The following is a 20,360-nucleotide window of genomic DNA, read 5'->3' as shown; positions in this document are numbered from 1 at the left end:
CAGTTCATCAGCAGGCCTCTGGTGCACGCGGCTCCGGAGGCCGCTTACGGACTGGTTGAAGCAGCAGGTGGCGGCCCTGCGCATGGCAGATTAGGCGGGGCGAGTCAACGGATAGTCCACGGCTGCTGAGCACCGCTTTACAGTTCGATCGATCCGAGCCCGCTCCGGCTGTTGCCCTCGACGGGTGCGACGGCCAGGCCAGATAGTGAAGCGTCCGCAGGGCGCAGGTCGGGCGTCGGGCAGGTGACCGGGAGGCTTTAGCGGCGATCGTGTTCGTCGCCGCGTCGAGCTGCACCTGGAGGCAGCTGCCTCCCGTGTTCGGTCCGCACTGGCAGACGGTCTATCGGCGTTTCGCCCAGTGGAGCCGAGAGCGGGTCTGGGCCCGGCTCCACCGTGTCGTTCTCGATGACGGGATGCGGTAAGAGCTGGGGTGGCAGCAGGCCTACTGCTTGACCAGGCTGAAGTCTCCCTTGTTGCCCGCTACGTCGTACCAACTTCCCGTGTAGGTACCATTCGACGCCTCTCGCAGTCCGCTGTGGAAAGCGACATACTTGGGCCCCACGTTGTGCTGCTTGAGGGTGATGACCTCATGTTGCCGACTGCTTACTTCACCCGAGAACTTGCTCGGGTCTGTGGTGCTGACATATTTCGCAGTGAACGTCTCGCCTTGACTACCGATGATCTCGATGGTCTCGGTCCCTACGGAGCTTCGTTTGATGGTCCAACGGCTGCCCACTGGCAATGACACTTGACTCTCCCTTGTGTGCGCGGATCAGGTCCTTGGCGTGTATCGCATTTGGCGACCACGGTTTCGCCCGATTCGGGCCCGGTGGCGCGTTGCGATCATGCTGCACCTAACGAACGGTCGAGGCGAGTCCAGCGCATCCATACGTGCGGTAAAGAACAGCCACCCGTAGAGCCCTGCTGTTGCCGGTACGGGACTCGGCCGGGCCAAGACCTCGCGCGCTGTCCAGCGGATCAAGTAGTCATCTCCGGCAAGCATGGGCACGGCGTGCCGACGCTTGCTGCCGCCAACCACCGCTTTAGGAGCGAGGTTGGGCGATTACGCGCCCGAGCTGCGACTTTCCAGGCTTGGCGCAGTGCGGCCGTAGCGCCCGCTGAGCACCCCAGTTCCCCGTGAGTCCCCGCCCGTTCTGGCACGAGAATGGCACGAGCCTGGGCTGCGCCGGCGCGCTCGATGCGAACTACGGGCGTGGCGGTCGCTGACGTCTCGCAGCCAATTCGTGGAGGGTGTGATGGCTCTGAAGGGCCGCCAACGATCACGGTGGTTGCGGTACTTCAGTGCTGTACTGAGGTGACTTTAAATGCTCCGCGGGGGTTGTGGCGCACAACCCGTTCAGGGCCCCCCGGTCGCTCATCACGGCTTTTGTTGCCGAGTCAACCCCTTATTGCATAGGACCGTCCGGATGCGAGCTGGGGGCAGGTGAGAGATGCTGGGAGTACCCTCATCGCTGGAGTGGGCAATGGAAATGTCAAAAGAGTTCGCGACTGCAGCGGTTGTCACCATTCCCGTGCTTGCGCTTGCCAGCATCGTGGAGATTGGAAGACATCGCAAGGAACTGGACGCTGGGATGAGGAGGGCGCGCGAGGTCATTGAGCCGCCTGCGGGTGGTCCTATCGACGAGCAGATCGTCATGCGGGATCTGGAGCGTCAAGAGCTTGAGGCTCTCAATAAGGGGCTTGATTCCAGTAAAACTTCGCTTAATATCTGGTTCTTTACGGCCCTGGGGGCGGTGGTAGCCGAGATCGGTTCCTTTGGGTGGCTTGGTGGGCACCATGGAGCTAACGATTGGTTGGCGTGGTGGTGCGTTGTTGACATTGCTCTATTCATGATTCTTTTGGTTGCGCATCCCACTCTAACGTTCACGAGTGGGCCCACCGCTGGCAAGGAAGGGGAAAAGTCTGCGCTAGATATCTTGAAGGAGCAAATTCAGCAGAAGCTTGAGGAAGACAATCGGAAGTCAGAGACGCTTTGAAAAGTATCATTCCTCACTCTCAGATAGCAGGTGGCGAGCTCGTTGCCTCATGTGCTCGACCTCAGATTTGTGCCCTTCAGCTCTCAAGACCAGCATTGCTGCATGCCGGAATTCGGTGAGCTTTGAACGCGCCCCTTCGAGATCATTGACCGTATCAACTTCAGGTTGCGGCTCCTCTTCGAGTGGCGTGCCGTTTCTCTTGAGGACCCAAGCTGTGGCGTGCATGCGAACCCCTTGGACGTGTTGCACGACCGCTACCGAAAGGTAGTTAATGTCCTCTGGACCTTCGAGAGAAACGGCGTGAAAGGAATCAATCAGCCGGTCAACCGCCTCGTCGTTGCGCAGGTGCGGAGCGACGGCTTCCCAGTCGAAATCTTCCGATTGCAGCGCTTGCACTGCAATCCCTAGTTGGTCCACTAGGGCGTCGGCCTGCTTCGCGAACTCTGAATAGACCTGCTTGCGTGGTTCCCTGATTTGATCGAAGCGAGCCGCTCTTGCCTGTCGCTCCGCTTGTCTTTCTTGCGTCGCCAATTGCAGTTTCATCTGGCTTCGAGCCCAGAACCCAGACACTCCCGAAGTGATAGCAGAGCCGACTGCGCCAATGGCGGCGCCAATGATTGCGGCGATTCCAGAGTCCATCGCAACAGTATCGACCATGAATCGGAGTAGCGGACGACGTCACGAGGTCGGCGTAGCGACTTTGGCCGGGAGCTGCTTTGGCGCGAGTGATCATGGCGCCGTAAGCTTCCGGCGCGTCGGGCAGTCTGTGGACCTGCCCGTTAAAGCACGACGTTGGGGCCATGATCTTCGAGGCTCGCGCCAAAGTGGCTGGCTAAAGTCGCGGAGCCGACCGCCCCAGCCACAGCGGGTTTCCCCCTCGCCTCGTGGCCGCGTCCGCCGTCCGGCCGGTGGCCTGGTGCAGGATCGGCGGGCCGTTCGAACGTCCGCGTGTCTGGCAGCGTCGGACCGTATGCCGCCGCCGCCACGATCCGGCCTCTTTCGGTAACACAAAGTGTCTTTGACCTGCACCGTTGGGGATCATCGTTCGTCCCCGTGCCCGTGTTGTATTTGGCCGCTGCGTGCGGCGACGGGCGGGCGGCGACGTGCGCCGGTGGCGGAGACATGGAGGCGGCGCGGCGGCGACCGACCGGCGCCGCCGCGCTTGGCGCGGCCCTCGGTTTGATCCGACCTACTTGTGTAGGCAACCGGGTGGAAAGGGGTGCGTGGTGTCCCCGGAAGAGGGGCGTTGGGGTCTAGCTGCTGTTGATTTTTCCATCCCTGGCCGGATCGTGGTGGCGGTGGTGTGCGGGCCGGAGCGGCCGTTGATGCGCTTGGGCGGAGGATGCGGGCCCGAAGATCGACAAGCGCCGTCGGCCGCCGGTCGAGCGAGCGCAGCGAGCCTTGAATCTGTAGAGAAGGTTGTGACTCAGCCGGTCTATTGGGGCGTGTCGAGTCTCGGTTGATGCTTGAGGCAGTGGCCTCACTTGATGCTTGACACCGCTTGCCTCGGCTTTGCCTCGCCCGTTGTGAACCACATGGTTGTGCGGGGCGGCGTTGGTGAGCCGGCGCCGCTCCCTACTACGTCAGAACGGAGGGGCGCGAGTCCGCATGCGGGGCGCCCATGCCGCTCGTAGGCTGATGTTGCTCGGGGTTCTTGTGGAGGTCTGCTATGCCCCGAACGATCTGGAGTGGTGCGATCAGCTTCGGTCTCGTAACCGTGCCGATCAACGTCCAGAGTGCCACCGAGGATCATTCGATTCGCTTCCACCAGTACCACCTGGAGGACATGGGCCGGGTGCGGGTGAAGAAGGTGTGCGAGCTGGAGGACCGTGAGGTCACTCAGTCGGAGATCGGCAAGGGCTACGAGTACGCCAAGGATCAGGTCGTCGCCATCAGCGACGCCGATCTGCGGGAGCTCCCGCTGCCGACGGCGAAGGCCATCGAGATCGAAGCGTTCGTGCCGCTGGACAGCATTGACCCGATCCGGATCGGTGAGGGCTATTACCTGGCGCCGGACGGGCAGGTCGCGGCGAAGCCGTACAAGCTGCTGGTGCAGGCGTTGGGACGGTCGTCGAAGGTAGCCGTGGCGAAGTATGCGTGGTCGGGGCGGGAGCGGCTGGGTCTGCTGCGGGTGAAGGGTGACGTGATCGTGCTGCATGCGATGCGGTGGCCGGACGAGGTCCGCGACCCTGCCGAGTTGCTGCCGCCGCCAACTGAGGTGTCGGACGGGGAGATCGAGGGCGCGCTTGCACTGATGGAGTCGATGACCCGCGACGATCTGACGGGGCCGGAGTTCGAGGACGCCTACACCGACGCCATGGCAAAGATCATTGAAGCGAAGCGGGAACACCGCGAGCTACCGGATGCCCCGGAGCCTCAGGGGACGGGCAGAGTGCTCGACCTCATGGCGGCCCTCAACGAGTCCGTCCAGCAGGCCAGGGCTTCCCGCGGCGAGGACGCCGACGTGCACGAGCTGCCGAAGAAGAAGACCGCTGCCAAGAAGCAGCCGGCGAAGAAGGCAGCGGCGAAATCCACGAAGAAGGCTGCCGCGAAGAAGACGGCCCGGCGCCCGCGCAGTGCCTAGTCCAACATCCCTAGGGCCGTGTCGGGCTGGCACTGCCCGCAGGCCTTGACGCCGTCGGCGAGCGCCCTGCGGGCCTGGTCCCGGCTGATGGCCCGGCTGCGCTTGCCCGCCATCCAGCAGTCCCCCGCGTGCACGAACACGGGCGGGGCGTGCCCGTTGAGCCCCACTTCGAGCAGCCACTCCGGCGCCGGCGGACGCGCTTGGACGCCGCGCTGCCGCTCGGCTTCCCGCCGCTCCTCGTCGTCGATCCACCGGCGGGTGCGGGCAAGGTCCCGCTCCTGCACGCGCTCCAGGAAACGGAGCAGCGCGAGTCTCGACACGGCTGGATCGTTCACATGTTCGATTCTAGACAGTAGGCTCCCGCCTGCACATCGAGGGAGGCGCCGTGCGAGACCGGATAGACCTGGGCGAGCTGCTGCGACAGCAGCATGTCGACCCCGCCGCGCTGGAACCGGCGCCGGCGAAACCGACCGGCAGCGAGAAGATCGACCGCATTCAGCGCATGCCGCCCTGGCCGTGTTCTGTGTGCGGCGAGATGAGCCCCACGGTTCGCGTGTACGACAGCCCCGAGCACGGGCCACGCTGGGTGGACCTGTGCCGGGATCACGGCATCGCCACGATGCCGCCCTGGCACGGGCCGTCCACGGTCGAGGCCATCTTCGCGGACCTGCGGGAGGTGGCCGCCAAGCTGGGGCTCACGCTGCGGCTGGTCAGTCCGGAGGAGTTCGAAGAGAAAGGCCGCCGCGCGAGTGAACGCCGTGGACGATCCTGAGCGCTACCACCTCACCCTGACCGCCGCCGGCCGCCCCGTGGCGCACGGATGGTGGCCGGACGAGACGATCGCGCGAGGCAAGTTCCTATCGTGGGTGGGCAAGTACGGCGCCATCCCCAGCGCGCAGTTCACGCTGGTCGACGAGATCGAAGCTCTCACTCTGGCCGTCTGGCCGGACCAGGCGCAGCCCGCCAGCCCTCCGACTCCGAGTGCCGCACGACCCCTTCACCGCCTCAGCGAACGTCACCGGAAGCAGCGCTGACCGAGACCACGCTTGAGACCGCTGCGTGTGACGCTGGCGCCGGCGCCACGCGGCCGCGCGAGACGTCCGTGAGTCGTTTTACGGATCCTGCGGGGACGGATGCCTGAACGGGCAGGGCCTAGACCGCAAGTCGTTTTGCGCTTTCGCTGCTGGGGTGCAGGTGGCGGCCACCGTACCGCGATACGCATTGCACAGCCATGCTTATCCCGTACCATGCTGTGGACCCCCGAAAGTCTTAAGAGACAAGGAAGGGCCTAACGCTGCACCATCAGCGTCAGGCCCCATAGGGGTGCAGATCACGAGCCCGGCCGGCCTCTATTCGGTCGGGCTCGTTTGCTGAGCCCACCGGCGGGTTCATGCGCTCTCATCAAGACGAGAAGTACCGCACCACTTCCTTGATGACCGCGACGATCACCGGCACCCAATCCGCTACCGCCTGCCTGGACGACAGACGGCGTTCACACCGAGTGCAGCGACCGTCGAGGGATTTCTCCTCGGCCACCTGGCACCTCTCCCTTCAGTCCCAGAAGTGACCCTGAGTACAACTCAGGGGTTCGCCTCTCACCGAGGCGAACGACTCGGTGAGACCTCTAGGGGAGGAACCGGGCCTAAGCATATGCGGCTCAGACCGAGCAGAGACCCGAACAACCACAATTCTCCTGCTGGCTCAGCGCTCTAATCATCAGACATCGTTTGCGATACGGAATTGCTAGAATGCACCTATAGGTGCATTAGGGTGGGGTTGATTGAGGCTAACTAGGGCTAACTTTCCGCAAGCCATTAGCGCTGCAAAGGCGTAATCAGGAAGACGTCACGCCGCGTTCGCCGAGGTCGCACGCCGCGAAGGACGGTCCGCCGCCGTGACGGATCCGAGGTAGGGGCGCGCCAGCCGAAGAGATTCCGTACAGCGCATCACAGCTAGTTGCATTGCATCTGCTTTAGGACCTTCCCGGACCGAGGCAAGCGTAGCGTTGTGATGCAGATCACTCCCTTGGGCTTCGCTTGGGCAGCTGAACGAAAGTGGCAGCTGTCGAGCTAGGTACCCCTCTGTGGAGGGGACCAGGAAGGTGCGACGCTTGAGGCCGTCAATGAGCGAGCAGTGGGGAGAGCGAGTGTCGCAGCAGGCCAGCCCTCGGGGAACCTTCCTGAAGATTGCCGACTCAGTGAAGGTACTGATCGAGGGCGACCCGGAGATGACAGAGCTGCCGTCCCTGACTGAGGTCATGCGCGAACACGGCGTCTCACGCGGCGTTGCTATCCGCGCGTATGGGGTACTGCGGCAGGAAGGCTTGGCAGAACCTGCGCCAGGCGAGCGTTGGCGCGTCGTGCGCCCGGGTGATCGAGTCGACCGGCGTCCGCTCGATCAGCGGATCGCAGACATCATCACGGCTGACGGACTCGCGGTAGGGGAAGCGTTCCCGAGTACTTCCGCGCTCGCCGAGCGGTTCGGGGTCTCCCGTCCCACGGTGACCAAGGCTCTGGAGAAGTTGGAGGCCGCCGGCGTGCTGGCGGGGGGAGGACAGGGCAGGGTGCGGACAGTCCGTGCCGTGCCGACGCGAGAGGAGCGTTCGTAGCTTGCCGACGTTGACGGAGTGGGCCTATCCCCTGGCTGAGTCACTGCTCGCCGAGCCGCTGCCGCGGCGGTGGAAGCACTGCCTGGGGGTCGCTGAGAGGGCACGTACGATCGCTCTCGTCCTTGGCCAGGACGCGGATCTGTTGGAGGCCGCGGCGGTACTGCACGACATCGGCTATGCGCCGGACCTGGCCAAGACGGGGTTTCACCCGCTGGACGGCGCCCGCTACCTCCGGGACGTGGCCAACGCCGACGAACGTGTCGTCAACCTGGTCGCCCATCACTCCTGTGCCTGGCTGGAGGCGGAAGCGCGCGGCTTGCGTGAGGAACTGGAGGGCGAGTTCCCTCGCGAGAGCGCACACCTGAATGACGCGCTCTGCTACTGCGACATGAACACCACGCCGGACGGCACATCCACGAACCCAATCGACCGGATCAACGAGATCGCTGGACGCTACGGGCCCGACAGTCTGATCGGAAAGTTCATCCGCCGCGCGGAGCCCGAGATCCACGGGTGCACGTCCCGGGTCCTCGAACGTGTCGCCACCGCCAAGCGTCAGCCGATGTAGGGAACGGGCCGCGTTCGGTCCATGGCGTGCTCGATACGGAGCCGCATCGTGGGGTGGACGTCAAGCTCTCGCAGGTCCGTTGGGTCAACCCAACGGACCTGCGTCGTCTCATTGCTCGTACGCAGCTCGCCGCCGACGGGCCTTGCGCGGAAGCAGATGCTGAACTGCTGCCGGACTTCGCCGTCGTCGTATTGCATGACGTGCCCAGGGTCTGTGTAGATCCCGGACATGTCGACGACTTCGGCCTTGATGCCCGTCTCTTCCCAGACCTCACGGACGACCGTGTCACTGATGCACTCGCCCACGTCGTGGCCACCGCCGGGCAGTGCCCAACGTCCGTTGTCGGATCGCTGGATCATGAGCACCTGTCCCACATCGTCCTGGACGAACGCCACGACCGAGGGAACAACCGAGTTGGCCGGCGGGGCATCCGGATCGTGCAAGTAGTCGATGCGTCCCATGCTCAAGCTCCCGTGATGTCGTGTTCGGTTACTGGCCTGGCACCTTTCCAGGTCTGCTCAACGCTATTGGCAAAGGTGTCGAACAGACCGCCCCCGGGGAGCTGCCGCAGGTGGAACACGGGCGCCATGTAGGCGCCGATGCCGTACACGTGCGTGTTCGCCAACATCTCGTCATCGGCGCGGTAGATCGAGTTGTAGAGCACCGTGTCGTGCAAGCGGAAGGCAATCTCAGGGTGGCTGGTGAACAGCGGGCGGTAGTTGATGAGCGCGTTGCGGATCTTGCCACCCATGATGCGATGCCCTTCGTCGATGCCGCGCCGGGTGACGGCTTCGCACTGTGGATCGCCCATGAGGACTCGGATGCGGACACCGCTCTCGGCTTTCGCCTTCAATGTCGAGAAGAAGAGAGGGTCTTCCGCCAGGTAGATGCCGGCATACACGAGGATGTCGATGCACTCCGTAGCGCGCTCGCACATCTCACGCCAGAGATCTGACGGCACGACGTGCCGATGAGGGTAGGCGGCCATGATCTCGGCCTTGCTCAGGTCAGTTACAGAGTCCTGAGTCCGGGAGTCCTCCCACAGCGTCGTCACGTCCACCTTGAGCGCCGCTGCCGTTGCGTACTGGTGACGCCGGTACGGCACCTTGCTCTGCGTGATCCAGCGCTCCACGGTCTTTGCGTTGACCTGGATCTCGTCCGCGAGGCTCTGAACGGTCATGCCACGGGCTAACAGGGCCGACCGCAACCGCTCGTTGGACATCTGCACCCCTTCGAGGGACATCTAGGGAGCTCTTGACGGTAGTTGGCTGATCGGGAGCTGTCCACGTAGGGGGTAACGAACTCCCCTGACCTGGGGCGATTCTGATTGTGCGCCAAAAAGTCCCGGCGCAAAACCAAGAGGTTCCGTCGCTGTACTTGACGGACCCCCATGCAGTACCTGTAAAACAGGTACTGCACCTGCTGGACGCGACAACTCGCCGGAAGCGGCTCATGTCGCACGTCCTTGAAAACTGAACAGTGATCGTGCGGGGCTGACGCGAGAGCGGCGGTCACGGCAGGTGCCTAGGGCGAGGGTCCGGGGGCAAACCGCCGTGATGAACGTGGCTCTCCCCCTACGCGCCTGGCAGGCGCCACCCGGTTCCGGGTGTGGGGAAGTACAGCGGGCCCCAACGCATGTGGCGGCAAGAGTGAGACCGCCCCCGCGACGACCGGGTGATGTCGTCGGCGGCACGCCACCCTGCACCGATTCGTGCAAGCCGCCTGCTGGCGTCAGAGCAGCGACGATGACGCACCCGACTCCCCGGCTCGGGACCGGCGATCCGTGGCAACGGAGCGCCGGTGAAGCCGTGTCCCTGCTACCTGCGGGAGGTCGGCGTGGGCCGACGACATGGCCGGGCGCTGCCGTATGGACCGACTTGCAGCGCCTGAACAACTTCCCGGTCCGCCTCTTCCTGGCTTCGCAGCGGCCTGCGCTGCGGCCGGTTCCCTCTCCTCGCCCGTCCGGCCCGCACCTGGGTGCGCCGGCCGTACGGGCGGGGCGGGGGGAGCCGGACAGTCCGGCCCTAAGCGGTCCCCCGGGTTCGACCCGTGGTGCCGCGCACTTCTCCTATCCCTTCGACATGGGAGCTCCCATGCTCAATTACGTCTGTGGACACCGGGCCGACACCCCGCAGGACTTCGCCGAACTCGCCCTCGGCACCCCCGCCGAACTCTGGCTCGGGGTCGACGGCGAGAGCGACGAGGAGTGCGCGGCACGGCTGGACGCGGCCCGTGACATCCTCGCCGACCCCGAGTTCCGCACGCTGCCCGACGACCTGATCCGCCTGGCCGCTCGGGTCGTCGAGGAGCACCCGGACCTGTTCAACGTGATCCCGATGGTCCGCCCGATCCGCCGCCGTGCGACAGGTCGAGGGGTTGCCGCATGAGCGCCGCCGGACAGGGCGTGACGGCCGCCCACGCCGAAGTGAAGGCGGAGATTGCGCGGACCGATACCAAAACCGCCCTGCTGCTGGCGTTTGTCGGCGCGGTGCTCGCCGGCGCCTGGACGGTAGCGCGTGACCTGCCCCTGAGCGTGGCCGCGTACGGCGCGGGCGGGCTCGGTCTGGCACTGCTGGTTACGGCGGCCGGCCTGCTGCTGCGGTCAGTACGGCCGAACCTGCGGGGGCGGCACGGCTTCCCACTGTGGGCCACGCTGGCGCCGGAGGAGATTCCCGCCGCGGTCTCCGGTGATCTCGCCGCCGACGTCGCGGGCCTGTCCCGGCTGGCGGTGGCCAAGTTCACCTGCCTGCGCCGGGCAATCGACCTGACCTTTGCGGGTGGCGCGCTGCTCATCCTGTCTGCCCTGATCGCGCTGGGGGGCGCGGCATGAGCGACGGCCTGGCGCTGGACGACCTCTCCGTGCCGCTGCGGGCGCTGCGCCTGCTGACTGTGGACTTCGGGCACCTGCCGGCACCGACCGTGAGCATCTCACCTATCTACCCGGACCGGTTAGAGCTGGCGCTCCACTCCGGGCTGCCCGGGTTCGAGGCCTGGCGCGAGGCATTGGGTGTCGCTCCCGAGGAGGTGACCTACCGCTTGCAGAGCGACGGCCAAACGCGCGTCTTGCGCACGACCGTCGCGTACGCGGGTGCCGAGCTGGAGTTGGTCGGCTACGGCGACGTCGCCGCCCCGGCACCGGTCGGGGTAGTGGCCTGATGGCCGCGTTAGCCAAGTGCTTCGACCCGACCGGCGCCCGGCACGGCATCCCCACCTACCCGTGGCGCTACGCACCCGACGGGTTGGCCACCAGGCGGCAGTTGCGGGCCCGTGGCCTGCGTCCCGGCGGACAGCCGGTCGCGGCGCAGGTGCTCCGGCCGCGCTTTCGGCGCGGGCCGCTGGTCGCCTACCTCTACCGGCTCGACAAGGCCAAGCCGGTACGGCCGATGACGCCGGCCAAGCGGCGGGCGCTGGAGTGCGCGATGCGCGCCCGCCGGACCTGCCCGCAGTGCCGCCGGGATGCCGGTTACGTCATCCCCACCTCGCTCGGGGTGTGCGTCCCCTGCGCCTACCCCGACGACCAGGAACACGAATGGAAGTGATCACATGGACATGGAGTGGAAGGAAGCCGCCCGCAGGGCGGTGCACTGGAGTCTGCCGGTCGGTCTGACCGGCCTGTCGCTGGGCTGGACCGTGTACGCGGTGGGGGAGATCCTCGCCCACCAGGCCCCGGCACCGCTCGCCTACACGGTGGCCGGGATCTACGACGCGGTGTGGCTGTACGCGCTGGCCATGGAGACCGCGCACCGTCGGCAGGGATCGTCCGGCAAACTGCCTGCCTCTCTCGGCTGGCTGTTCCTGGTCACCTCGGTCGGCGTACTGGTCACCCACGGCCTGCTCTACGCCACGGCGATCGTCGCCGTGATCGGTGCGGTGGTTCCGGCCGCCGCCAAGGCCACGCTCATCATGGCCGTGGAGCGGGACACCACCCGCATCTCCCCCTCAGCACAGCAGCAGATCGACGCCGTGCGCAGCGCGACAAGGGATCAGGTCGCGATCGGCCGCGCGGTCACCCGGGCCAAAGCCGACCGGCACAAGACGGCCGCCCACCTGGAGCGCGAGGAACACGCTGCCCGCGGCAGGGCGCACAAGGTGCGCCACGCGGCAGCCGAGAAGCTGGCGGAGCTCGCCTCCGAGCACCCGGCCGCGGACCTCCCCGAGGGGGTTCCGGCACTGTTCTCGGATGAGGACCTGGCCCAGGTCTTGGGGCAGTGGACACAGGAGGGCGTGTCCCCTGTGTCCCCGCAGGTCAGCCCCGTGTCCCCGATCGGGGAAATCGCCGCCGCCAAGGGCGAGGGACACACCCCGCTCGACTGGCCGGGGCTCGCCCACGTGGCGGCCGTGGTCGGCGTCGAGACGCCCCGGCCGGGCGAGCCGCTGACCGAGGAACAGCTCATGGTCGTGCTGCGGTGGCTGCGCCACTCGGAGAACCCCCCGCTGTCCTACCGCAAGGCCCTGGCCGCGTACCGCGCGGCGGGCTTCTCCGCGAAGGAAGAGCGGGTGCGTAAGGCCTACGCCGCGCTGATCGACGCGGAGGACGCACAGCCGTAAGCCGCCATCCGGCACACACCAATGACGGCCAGCCCAGGACTAGTGGGCTGGCCGTCGTTGCGACTGCCGGAAGCAGTCGAACCCAAGTGAAGCAGACCCGGTGAGCCCCGGCGAGCGGCACCTTCGCAGACCCGGCGCGCAGACCTAGCGAGCATCACAGAAAGCCAATCCCGCGCATCCCAAGCGGCGCGCGAGCCATGCCCGCGTGCCCGTGATCACACAGAACGGAGAGGGTGTGGGCAGGAAGAAACAGCAAGGTCCGGGCGAGGACACCTACGGGCAGATGGCAGGCGCCATCGGCGGCCTCGCCATCGCTTTCGGCTTCCTCGCCACCATCAAGGACAAGTTGAGCTTGTCCTGGCCGGCCACGGTGCTACTTACCGCCGGAGGGCTGGTGGCCATCGGTTACCTGGCATGGAGGATCCGTTGGGGCGTCCCGCGTCTGTGGGCATGCCAACCGGAAACCTCCCCTGCGGTCCAACAGACGGCCCTGCAACAGGAATCCCCTGTCGAGGCCGTCCAGGCGCAGGCGCCGGGTGAGCCCGTGGACCAGGCGCAAGCGCCTGCCGTGGCTTCTCCGAGTGGGGATGAGAGTCACTCGCAACTGACCATGGTGCTCAGCCGGGTTGGGGCCATCGGCAGGGGTGAGCACGTTCGTGCCGGTGACGTCGTGATCGAGACGCTGCCCGGTATCGGCACCGTCTACGACTTCCTGGTGCCGGAGGGCCGTACCCACGACGATGTCGCGAAGCGGCTCGGTCCGATCGCGTCGATGTTCGGCGTCACGCGCCTGCACCTGAAGCTGGAGACGAGCCGGAAGACCGAGCGCCGTGTTCGTCTTCTGGTGCTCAACGAGCCGCCGTTCAGTCGACCGTTCCCGGCGCCGACCCGGCAGGAGATCCAGACGTTCGCGGGGGTTCCCCTCGGACACGAGGTGACCGGCCGGCTCGCCGGGGTGCCCACCTTCGACAAGGCCTCCTTGTTGGTCGGTGGCATGACCCAGATGGGCAAGACGACGCTGGTCAACGGGCTCATCACGTGCCTGCTGATCGCGTACGGCGACTTCGACCTGTACCTGCTCGACGGCAAGCTGTGCGGGCTGACCAGGTTCGAGAAGCTCGCGGTGCGCTACGAAGCGTCGGACGACCCGGCCGTTCTGGAGAGCATGCTCAATGAGCTGCTCGTTCGTGTGGACGACCGGTACACGCAGTTGCAGGAGGCCATCCGCAACCGGCAGCGCGCCCCGGTGTTCAAGCCGGTGTTCTTCATCATCGACGAAGCTGCCGACTTCTACACCGACAACGGCACGAAAGAATCGAAGGAACAGGTTCGCCGGGTAGAGGACAAGTCTCGCTCCCTGGTTGCGAAATCCCTGGAATCGGGGATTTCCACGGTGATGCTGACGCAGCGTCCAGCCAGGGATGCGATTCCGGTGAAGGTGCGGGATCAGTTCCTGTACCGGATGTGCCTGTACGTGGCGTCGGAGGGCAGTGCGAAAGTCGCCCTCGGGGACTCGTACTTCGATACGGTCGCCCCGATTCACCCGGCGCTCCTTGACCCGGACGTCAAGGGGCAGGGCGTGCTGTTCGCGAACGGCTCGTCAACGCTGCTCCGGGGCTTCAATTTCTCGGATGAGTTCATCTGGGGTGTGGTCGACGAAGTTCATGCCCGGCGTGAAGCGGCGATCCCGGATTCTCCGCTGAAGCAGGCCATCGACCTGCTGAGGAAGAACGATGCCGAGTTCATGCTCACCTCCGATCTGGCACCCGCGCTCGGCATCACTGACACCCGCCCTGGTGAGCGCGGAAAGCAGTTGTCGAAGCTGCTCGGAGTCGCGCCGGGCAAGGACGACAAGGGCGCGCGCGGCTACTGGCTGACCGATCTCACGGCAGCCGCTATGTCCGGTACCTGACCGTCATCCGGGCCCGCCGGACCATCCGCCAGGCACCCGCCACGGCACCGCCGTGGCGGGCTGCTTGCCCGCCGTGCGTCCGCCCTCACGGCGGGTGTACGGCGGACTACTGGCGGACTCCTGGCGGACCCGGGTGGCGGTCCTGACAAGCAGAAATGATCGATTGCCCCTGAGAGGAGGGAGGAGGCCCGTTGCGAGCCTCTACAGCCGTCACAGTCGGTGTGGGAGCGACCGCGGCAGTCCTGGTGTCCGCGCTCGTGCAGGGCGCCGGCGACGACCCCGTGTCCACGGCGCTCAGTCTGACCGTCCCCCGCCAGTACAAATCCCTGATCGAGAACGCGGGAAACAGCTGCTCGACCGTCACCCCGAACCTGCTCGCCGCGCTTTTGACGCAGGAATCCGGCTTCAATCCGAAAGCACAGTCCCAGGTCGGCGCGGAAGGCATCGCACAGTTCATGCCGTCGACCTGGGAGACCCATGGAATCGACGGCAACGGCGACGGAAAGCGCGATGTGTGGGATCCGGCAGACGCGATTCCCTCGGCAGCCGCATACCTGTGCGGCATAGCCAAGGACGTCAAGGACGTTCCCGGCAACGCGCAGGGCAACATGCTGGCCGCCTACAACGCCGGAAGCGGCGCCGTCCGCAAATACGGGGGCGTTCCCCCGTACAAGGAGACACAGAACTACGTCAAATCCATCCAAGCGCTCGCCGACCAGCCGTCCGGCGGGAAACCCGCCACCACCACGCAGGCCGAAGCCGCGATCAGCGCGGCAAAAGCAATGATCGGCCAGCCGTATTCGTGGGGCGGCGGAAGCGCCAGCGGGCCCAGCACGGGAACCTGCTGCTCACCCAAGGGTCGTTCCGGAACAGACATTTCCGGGTTCGACTGCTCCGGGCTCACGCTCTACGCCTACGCGAAGGCGGGTATTTCCCTGCCCCGCACGGCTGCCGAGCAGTACGCGGCCTCGGAGCCGGTCAAGCCCGGGGACGTGCGCCCCGGGGATCTCGTCTTCTACGGCTCCAGCCTCACGAGCATTCACCACGTCGGCCTCTACATCGGCGGCGGCTGGATTCTCGACGCCCCCCGCCCCGGCACCCAGGTCCGCTACGACCCCATGGACGTCATGACTGACCTGATCGCTGTCGCCCGTCCCACCTCCCACGGCAACAAGGAGATCTGATCCATGTCCAAGTTCACCGTGCTCGCCAAGCCGACCGACATGTCCGTTGGGTTCAAGGACTTCTTCGACACCATCGGCCTGACCGGCGGCGGCCTGGTCACCAAAGGCATCGCCGCCGTCATCGCGGTCATCGCCCTGCGTATGTTGCTGCAACTGTCCGGTGACCCCAAGGGCGCCCTGCGCAAGGGCAGCACGGCGATCGGCACGCTGTTCGTCGCCGTCGTGCTCGCCCTGTACGGGGACACCCTGTTCTCCACCGTCACCCAGGCCAAGGGCTGATGCCGCATGGCAGACAAGGACCCGTGTGACGCACTGAAGGGCACTCCGGGCTACGACTACTGCACAAGGGGCCCGGACTCGAACAGTCCCCCCGGCACCGGCAGTGCCACCGGTGGCGCCTCCGACCACGTTCGCGCCCTTGCCGACAGCCTCATTGCGAAGATCAAGGGGCTTATTGCGCCGGAACATTCGTGGGCGCCGGCGAAGTCGGACAGCGGGCTGTACGAGCCGTTCCTGTGGCTCGGTCAGCACCTCGCGGTCGCCATCTTCGTCTGTGTCGTCGTCGTGTGCGCCCTGACCGCCTGGCAGGGCGCACCCCGACTTCGGCAGATGGGCGCATCGACCGGATGGACCCTGGTGGCCGTCGCCGGCATGGCTTCGGTCCCCGGGGCCGTCATGCTGTTGAACAAGGCCGTGAGCGGCGCGTTCACGGCCGCGTTCAGTAGCAACGAGTCCACGCTGTTCGGCGCGATCAGCGACGACATGCAGCACGGAGCGGACTCGGGTAACCCGCTTGCCATCCTGGTCATCTTCAGTGCCCTGGCTGTCGCCCTCGCGTTTGCCGCGCTGGTCTTCATGACTCGCCAGCTCGGCATCCTGGCGTTCGTGTGCATGGCTCCGCTGGTGCTGGCATCGCTGGCCCGCGGGGGCGACATGACCGCGGTCAAGACCTGGGCTCAGCGGCTGTTGGGGCTGATGTTGGCCCCGTTCGCGCTGCTACTCATCTCGCCGTTCGTGGAGATCACGAAGGGTTCGCTCGTTGTGGACTCCGTTCTGCTGGTCGCCGCGGATGCCCTGATGCTGCGGATGATCTTCCACGGTGTGCCGTACTTCGGCCCCAAGGTGGCCCGCGGCGCACGGGCCTGGGTGGAGCGCCGGACCCCCAGCCCGTTGGCCCATGCCGTGGTGCGGGCAGGTGCCCCGGACTTCTACGAGAAAGAGAACGCCCCGCGCGGTCCCCGCACGGTGAACACCCCGGGCCGCGCAGCCTCCCAGGACCGCGGTGTCCTGTTCGCCGCCTACGGCATCAACAAGCCCGAGCGGGCCGGTCGGCTGACCACCACGTCAGCGGTCGCGAAGGAGCGGCGGGACGCGAGCGAAAGCGCCACCCGTCGCCAGCAGCTGCGGGACGTGAGGCAGCAGTACCGCACCACCCGGCCGCAGGCCGCGACCCCCGCAGGCCAGCCGGCCAATCCCCCCACCCCGCCACCGCGCCCCCAAGGCCCGGCGGCGAATCCACGTCCGACCCCGGGCCAGCCGCCCACCCCGTAGAGCCGGTTCCTGGCCCCGGCGCGCTCACCGCTCTCCGCCGCCCGGCGGCAGGGGAGCGCGCCGGGGCCAGGCCCGCTCACCCACAGACTTCAGGAGGTTGCTCCCGTGTACTCCCTGACCCCCGGCTACCGCATCCCCGCCCTGCAGCGCGGACTCAGCCGCACCGAAACCCTGCTGACCAAGGTGAACGCCGGGCTCGGGAGTGCCGCGCTGATGTCGGCGATGCTCACCCCGCCGCCGGTGTGGACGTTCGGCGCCGTGGGCGCCACGGCCGCCGTGCTGAACCTCGCGCCGGGGCCGCGCTCGCTCGCCCGCTGGGCGGCAGTCGGCTACCGGCACCTGCGCGAACGCGGTGCCCCGGACACGATCGCCGCCCACCCGGGCACGACCACGACGTGGGCGCTCTACCCGGACCACGGCACTATGCAGGACCCCCAGCGCCGGGCAGGCTTCCATGACGCGTTTGCCCGCGCCCTGGTCTTCGCCAGCGGGCAGGCCCGCACCGCGGGCATCCAGGTCCACGTCACCCACCACACCACCGCCCGCGACTACACCGACCACACCCAGACCATCACCGTCCACCTCCCCAAGGGACTGATCGCCCACCCCACCAGGGTCCTCGACAGCCTGCATGGCGAGTTCGCCAACCTCGGGGTGCTGAACCCCGTCACCCCCGAGCGGCTGCCCGCCGTGACCGAACCCGGCCCCGGCTGGGCCGCTCTGGACGACGGCCGTTACGCGGCGACCGCCCGGATCACGGCCTGGCCGGAGGAGACGGACGGCGACCTCATGCCGAACCTGCTGCTCGGTCCGGGCACGGACCGGTCCCTTTCCGTCCTGTACCGGCCGCTGCCGGTGGGCCTGTCCCGCCGGTCCGCCAAGTGGCAGCGCGCCGCCTCCGAGGCCTTCACCGCCGACAAGGTGAAGCAGGATGCGCACGACATCGCCAGCGGGACGACACACGGCGCGCTCGTCCAAGGCGCCACCCTCGTGGACCTGGACGCCTACCTCACCGTGTGGGGTGACAGCCCCGAGAGCGTCACCGAGGCCCGCTGGCAGGCCTGCCTTGCGGCCGACCGGCACCGCATCCGGCTCGACTGGCTCGCCGGCCAGCAGCACCGCGCGCACGTGATGACCACCCCGCACGGAGCCTCCACCAGGAAAGGGGCCATCCTGTGATCCGCCTGCCCACCACCCACGCCGCGATCACCGCGCCGCTGGTCGCCTCCAACACAGCCTTCCCCGGCATCGCGATCGGTCGCTCTCTGCTGGATGGACGGCCCTTCCACCTCTCCCCCGTCCAGACATCGGCCGCGCTGCTGCCGTCGACCAACTCGCTTGCCCTGGGCGGTCTCGGCTCCGGCAAGAGCACGACGGCAAAGACGCGGATCCGCCGCGAGATCCTCGACAACGGCCACCAGGCCGTCATCATCGACTCCTTCGGCGAGGACAACAGCGGCGAGTGGGCGGCGCTGGTGCGCTCCCTGAACGGCCGGGTCATCGAAGCCGGCACCTTCACCCTCAACCCGGTCAGCACCCTGTTCCCGCCCGAAGTGCGCGAACAGCTGGTCCGGTCGCTGATTCTGGCGGTCGAGCCCGGAGCGCTCACCCACCAGGCCACCCACGCGCTACAGCACGCCTTGAACCACCCGAAGGCGACCTCACTCAACGGCCTGGTGGATGCCCTGGTCAGCCCAGAAGACGGCCGCTGGCCGGCCGCCAAGCTGACCGAGTGGGGCGAGGGCGCCGCGATCGGCCTGTCCCGCTACACCGAAGGCTCACTTCGCGGCCTGTTCGACGGCCAGGGCGCGAGCCTGCCGGAGACGGACCTGCCGATCATCTCCTTCGACTTCTCCCACCTGGACCGCAATTCGCCGGCGATTCCCTCGCTGATGGCCGCAGTCAGCTGCTGGGCAGAGCACGTGTGGCTGCGTCAGTCGACCGCCGTGCACAAGCACCTGGTGCTGGAGGAGGCGTGGCAGATCCTGCTGTCCCCGGCCACCTCCGAGCTGATCCAGCGGCTGCTGAAGAACAGCCGGAAGGCGGGGCTGTCGCTGGACGTGCTGATGCACACACTGTCCGACCTGGGTGAGGGCAAGGCGCGGGACCTGGCCCGGCTGTGCGAGATCGCCCACGTCGGCCGCCTCAACCCCGAGGAAGCCGCCATCGTCGGCACCCTGCTCGGCCTGCCCGCCTGGGCAGTCGAAAGGATCCCCACGCTCGATCCGGGACAGGCCGTGTGGAAGGTCGGCCCCGACTACGTCGACATCGTCCAGACCGTCCTCAGTAACGAGGAGGCCGCGCTAACCGACACCTCGGCACGGCGCCGCATGGCACAGCAGAACCTGGCCGTCGAACAGGACATCACCACCCCGGCCGACCCGGTCACGGCGCCGAGCGAGGACACCGACGCCGACCCGAGCGAGGATTTGTACGCGCCGTTCACGACGGCCGACGACACCTGGGACTGGGAGACGCTGCCGCCGAACGTCATCGGACCGGAGCACTTCGACCTTGCCCGGCACGAGAGCGTCCTCCAGGCCGCGATGGAAGGCCGGTTCGACGAGGCCGCCCAGCTGGCCGCCCTTTACGAGCGCGAGGACATCGCCGCTCACGGGCTCAACTCCCCCCAGGCGCTTGCCTGGTTGGAGACCCGAGCGCAGGTGGCGGATCTGCGTGGGGAGCTCGGACAGGCGATGCAACTGCGCGCTACCGTCGCCCGCATGGGCAACGACGACGGCGAATGGTTCGAGAAGAACGGCAACAGCACATCCCCGGCCTGGCACAGCGTTCCCCAACCGCCCGCCCCCGCACCAGCACTGGCCGACGAACAACCCGCACGGGCACGCCGGCGCACCTGGCCCTACGTCGCCGCGATCGCCACCCTCTCCATCGCGGCTGCCTGCGTGTGGACCAATGCCCAGAACGAACACCACACCCACGAGCGCCAGCAGAAAGCCGCCGCCTACAAGGGCCGGTCGGGCGCGGCGCTCACTCTCGACGGCGTCAAGGCCGACGTCGTGGCGCAGTGGACCACGGACAGGGACATTGTGATCATCGAACTGCGCTCGTACTTCGATAAGAACGCCAGGTACCTGCGGATCGACGGGGCCGGCAAGACCGCCAGCAGCGTCCGGGAAAACGGATGGTTCCCCAAGGACCCTGAGATCAAGTTGCCGGTGACGGATCCCCTCGCGGACGTGACGGTTCACGTCGCGGTCGGCGGTCGCACCTGGAAGGAAGGCTCCCGAGCCGTCTCCCTGACCGTCCGGCTGTCCCCGACCGGGATCGCCTACGACGCACAGAGCGGAGACAAGCTCCCGTCCGACCTCTGACGCACACCTGCCACTGACGGCCCGCGCCCCCCGAGGGTGCGGGCCCTCACGCGTGCTCACCTCCGGACGCTCC

General features: G+C 67.0%; 22 protein-coding genes and 1 pseudogene. 18 read left to right on the top strand and 5 right to left on the bottom strand.

Annotated features, from left to right (window positions below; all coding sequences use genetic code 11):
- Window positions 1-151: 151 nt before the first annotated feature.
- Window positions 152-410 (top strand): annotated as a pseudogene (locus OG870_RS27910) (transposase); the annotation flags it as partial.
- A gap of 32 nt (window positions 411-442) precedes the next feature.
- On the opposite strand, the gene OG870_RS27905 reads toward OG870_RS27910, so the two are convergent.
- Window positions 443-748 (bottom strand): hypothetical protein, encoded by a 306-nt coding sequence (locus OG870_RS27905; protein WP_327691669.1) that lies wholly within the window; start codon window positions 746-748, stop codon window positions 443-445.
- A 703-nt stretch (window positions 749-1,451) separates the two neighbouring features.
- Between OG870_RS27905 and OG870_RS27900 the strand changes: the two genes are divergently transcribed.
- On the top strand, window positions 1,452-1,997 hold the full coding sequence (locus OG870_RS27900; protein ID WP_327691668.1) for a hypothetical protein: 546 nt from the start codon (window positions 1,452-1,454) through the stop codon (window positions 1,995-1,997).
- A 6-nt stretch (window positions 1,998-2,003) separates the two neighbouring features.
- Here OG870_RS27900 and OG870_RS27895 read toward each other — a convergent pair whose 3' ends face one another.
- Window positions 2,004-2,636: a hypothetical protein gene (locus OG870_RS27895; RefSeq protein ID WP_327691667.1), complete on the bottom strand. Its 633-nt coding sequence runs from the start codon at window positions 2,634-2,636 to the stop codon at window positions 2,004-2,006.
- A 1,030-nt stretch (window positions 2,637-3,666) separates the two neighbouring features.
- Between OG870_RS27895 and ku the strand changes: the two genes are divergently transcribed.
- Complete coding sequence (ku, locus tag OG870_RS27890; protein WP_327691666.1) at window positions 3,667-4,581, top strand: non-homologous end joining protein Ku; 915 nt, start codon at window positions 3,667-3,669, stop codon at window positions 4,579-4,581.
- Here the strand turns inward: ku and OG870_RS27885 are convergent.
- Window positions 4,578-4,916, bottom strand: a complete 339-nt coding sequence (locus tag OG870_RS27885) for a DUF6233 domain-containing protein (RefSeq protein WP_327691665.1) — start codon at window positions 4,914-4,916, stop codon at window positions 4,578-4,580. The two genes, ku and OG870_RS27885, sit on opposite strands and share 4 nt — an antisense overlap.
- Window positions 4,917-4,966: 50 nt before the next feature.
- Here OG870_RS27885 and OG870_RS27880 point away from each other — a divergent pair, with 50 nt between their 5' ends.
- The 4 genes from OG870_RS27880 (at window position 4,967) to OG870_RS27865 (ending at window position 7,757) form a co-directional block, all read left to right on the top strand.
- Window positions 4,967-5,353 carry a hypothetical protein gene (locus tag OG870_RS27880; RefSeq protein WP_327691664.1) on the top strand — a complete coding sequence of 129 codons (387 nt, stop codon included), beginning with the start codon at window positions 4,967-4,969 and terminating at the stop codon, window positions 5,351-5,353.
- A complete protein-coding gene (locus tag OG870_RS27875; RefSeq protein ID WP_327691663.1) occupies window positions 5,340-5,615 on the top strand; it encodes a hypothetical protein in 276 nt (91 codons plus the stop codon). Before OG870_RS27880 ends, OG870_RS27875 begins: the two co-directional genes overlap by 14 nt.
- Window positions 5,616-6,727: 1,112 nt before the next feature.
- A complete protein-coding gene (locus OG870_RS27870) occupies window positions 6,728-7,189 on the top strand; it encodes a GntR family transcriptional regulator (protein ID WP_327691662.1) in 462 nt (153 codons plus the stop codon).
- A 1-nt stretch (window position 7,190) separates the two neighbouring features.
- Window positions 7,191-7,757, top strand: coding sequence for an HD domain-containing protein (locus tag OG870_RS27865; protein WP_327691661.1), 567 nt, complete (start codon window positions 7,191-7,193; stop codon window positions 7,755-7,757).
- Here the strand turns inward: OG870_RS27865 and OG870_RS27860 are convergent.
- Window positions 7,745-8,218, bottom strand: coding sequence for an NUDIX domain-containing protein (locus tag OG870_RS27860; protein ID WP_327691660.1), 474 nt, complete (start codon window positions 8,216-8,218; stop codon window positions 7,745-7,747). The genes OG870_RS27865 and OG870_RS27860 overlap by 13 nt on opposite strands.
- A gap of 2 nt (window positions 8,219-8,220) precedes the next feature.
- Entirely contained in the window at window positions 8,221-8,979 is a 759-nt protein-coding gene (locus OG870_RS27855; RefSeq protein ID WP_327691659.1) for a helix-turn-helix domain-containing protein, read from the bottom strand.
- An 871-nt stretch (window positions 8,980-9,850) separates the two neighbouring features.
- Between OG870_RS27855 and OG870_RS27850 the strand changes: the two genes are divergently transcribed.
- From OG870_RS27850 to OG870_RS27800, 11 genes are all read left to right on the top strand, one after another.
- Window positions 9,851-10,144, top strand: coding sequence for a hypothetical protein (locus tag OG870_RS27850; protein ID WP_327691658.1), 294 nt, complete (start codon window positions 9,851-9,853; stop codon window positions 10,142-10,144).
- A complete protein-coding gene (locus tag OG870_RS27845) occupies window positions 10,141-10,587 on the top strand; it encodes a Pycsar system effector family protein (protein ID WP_327691657.1) in 447 nt (148 codons plus the stop codon). Before OG870_RS27850 ends, OG870_RS27845 begins: the two co-directional genes overlap by 4 nt.
- Window positions 10,584-10,913: a hypothetical protein gene (locus tag OG870_RS27840; protein WP_327691656.1), complete on the top strand. Its 330-nt coding sequence runs from the start codon at window positions 10,584-10,586 to the stop codon at window positions 10,911-10,913. Before OG870_RS27845 ends, OG870_RS27840 begins: the two co-directional genes overlap by 4 nt.
- The gene (locus OG870_RS27835) at window positions 10,913-11,296 is read left to right on the top strand and encodes an RRQRL motif-containing zinc-binding protein (protein ID WP_327691655.1); all 384 of its coding nucleotides are present in this window, start codon (window positions 10,913-10,915) and stop codon (window positions 11,294-11,296) included. Before OG870_RS27840 ends, OG870_RS27835 begins: the two co-directional genes overlap by 1 nt.
- Window positions 11,297-11,300: 4 nt before the next feature.
- A complete protein-coding gene (locus OG870_RS27830) occupies window positions 11,301-12,305 on the top strand; it encodes a hypothetical protein (protein WP_327691654.1) in 1,005 nt (334 codons plus the stop codon).
- 235 nt (window positions 12,306-12,540) lie between these two features.
- On the top strand, window positions 12,541-14,217 hold the full coding sequence (locus OG870_RS27825) for an FtsK/SpoIIIE domain-containing protein (RefSeq protein ID WP_327691653.1): 1,677 nt from the start codon (window positions 12,541-12,543) through the stop codon (window positions 14,215-14,217).
- Between the two features lie 221 nt (window positions 14,218-14,438).
- The gene (locus OG870_RS27820) at window positions 14,439-15,401 is read left to right on the top strand and encodes a C40 family peptidase (RefSeq protein ID WP_327691652.1); all 963 of its coding nucleotides are present in this window, start codon (window positions 14,439-14,441) and stop codon (window positions 15,399-15,401) included.
- A gap of 3 nt (window positions 15,402-15,404) precedes the next feature.
- A complete protein-coding gene (locus OG870_RS27815) occupies window positions 15,405-15,680 on the top strand; it encodes a hypothetical protein (protein WP_327691651.1) in 276 nt (91 codons plus the stop codon).
- A 6-nt stretch (window positions 15,681-15,686) separates the two neighbouring features.
- A complete protein-coding gene (locus OG870_RS27810; RefSeq protein ID WP_327691650.1) occupies window positions 15,687-16,952 on the top strand; it encodes a hypothetical protein in 1,266 nt (421 codons plus the stop codon).
- A gap of 105 nt (window positions 16,953-17,057) precedes the next feature.
- Window positions 17,058-18,131, top strand: a complete 1,074-nt coding sequence (locus OG870_RS27805; protein WP_327691649.1) for a hypothetical protein — start codon at window positions 17,058-17,060, stop codon at window positions 18,129-18,131.
- Entirely contained in the window at window positions 18,128-20,287 is a 2,160-nt protein-coding gene (locus OG870_RS27800) for a hypothetical protein (RefSeq protein ID WP_327691648.1), read from the top strand. The genes OG870_RS27805 and OG870_RS27800 overlap by 4 nt, the downstream gene beginning before the upstream one ends.
- The last annotated feature ends 73 nt before the right edge of the window (window positions 20,288-20,360 follow it).

Source organism: Streptomyces sp. NBC_00461, from assembly GCF_036013935.1.
GTDB lineage: Bacteria > Actinomycetota > Actinomycetes > Streptomycetales > Streptomycetaceae > Streptomyces.
This window is presented reverse-complemented; position numbering and strand designations above follow the sequence as displayed.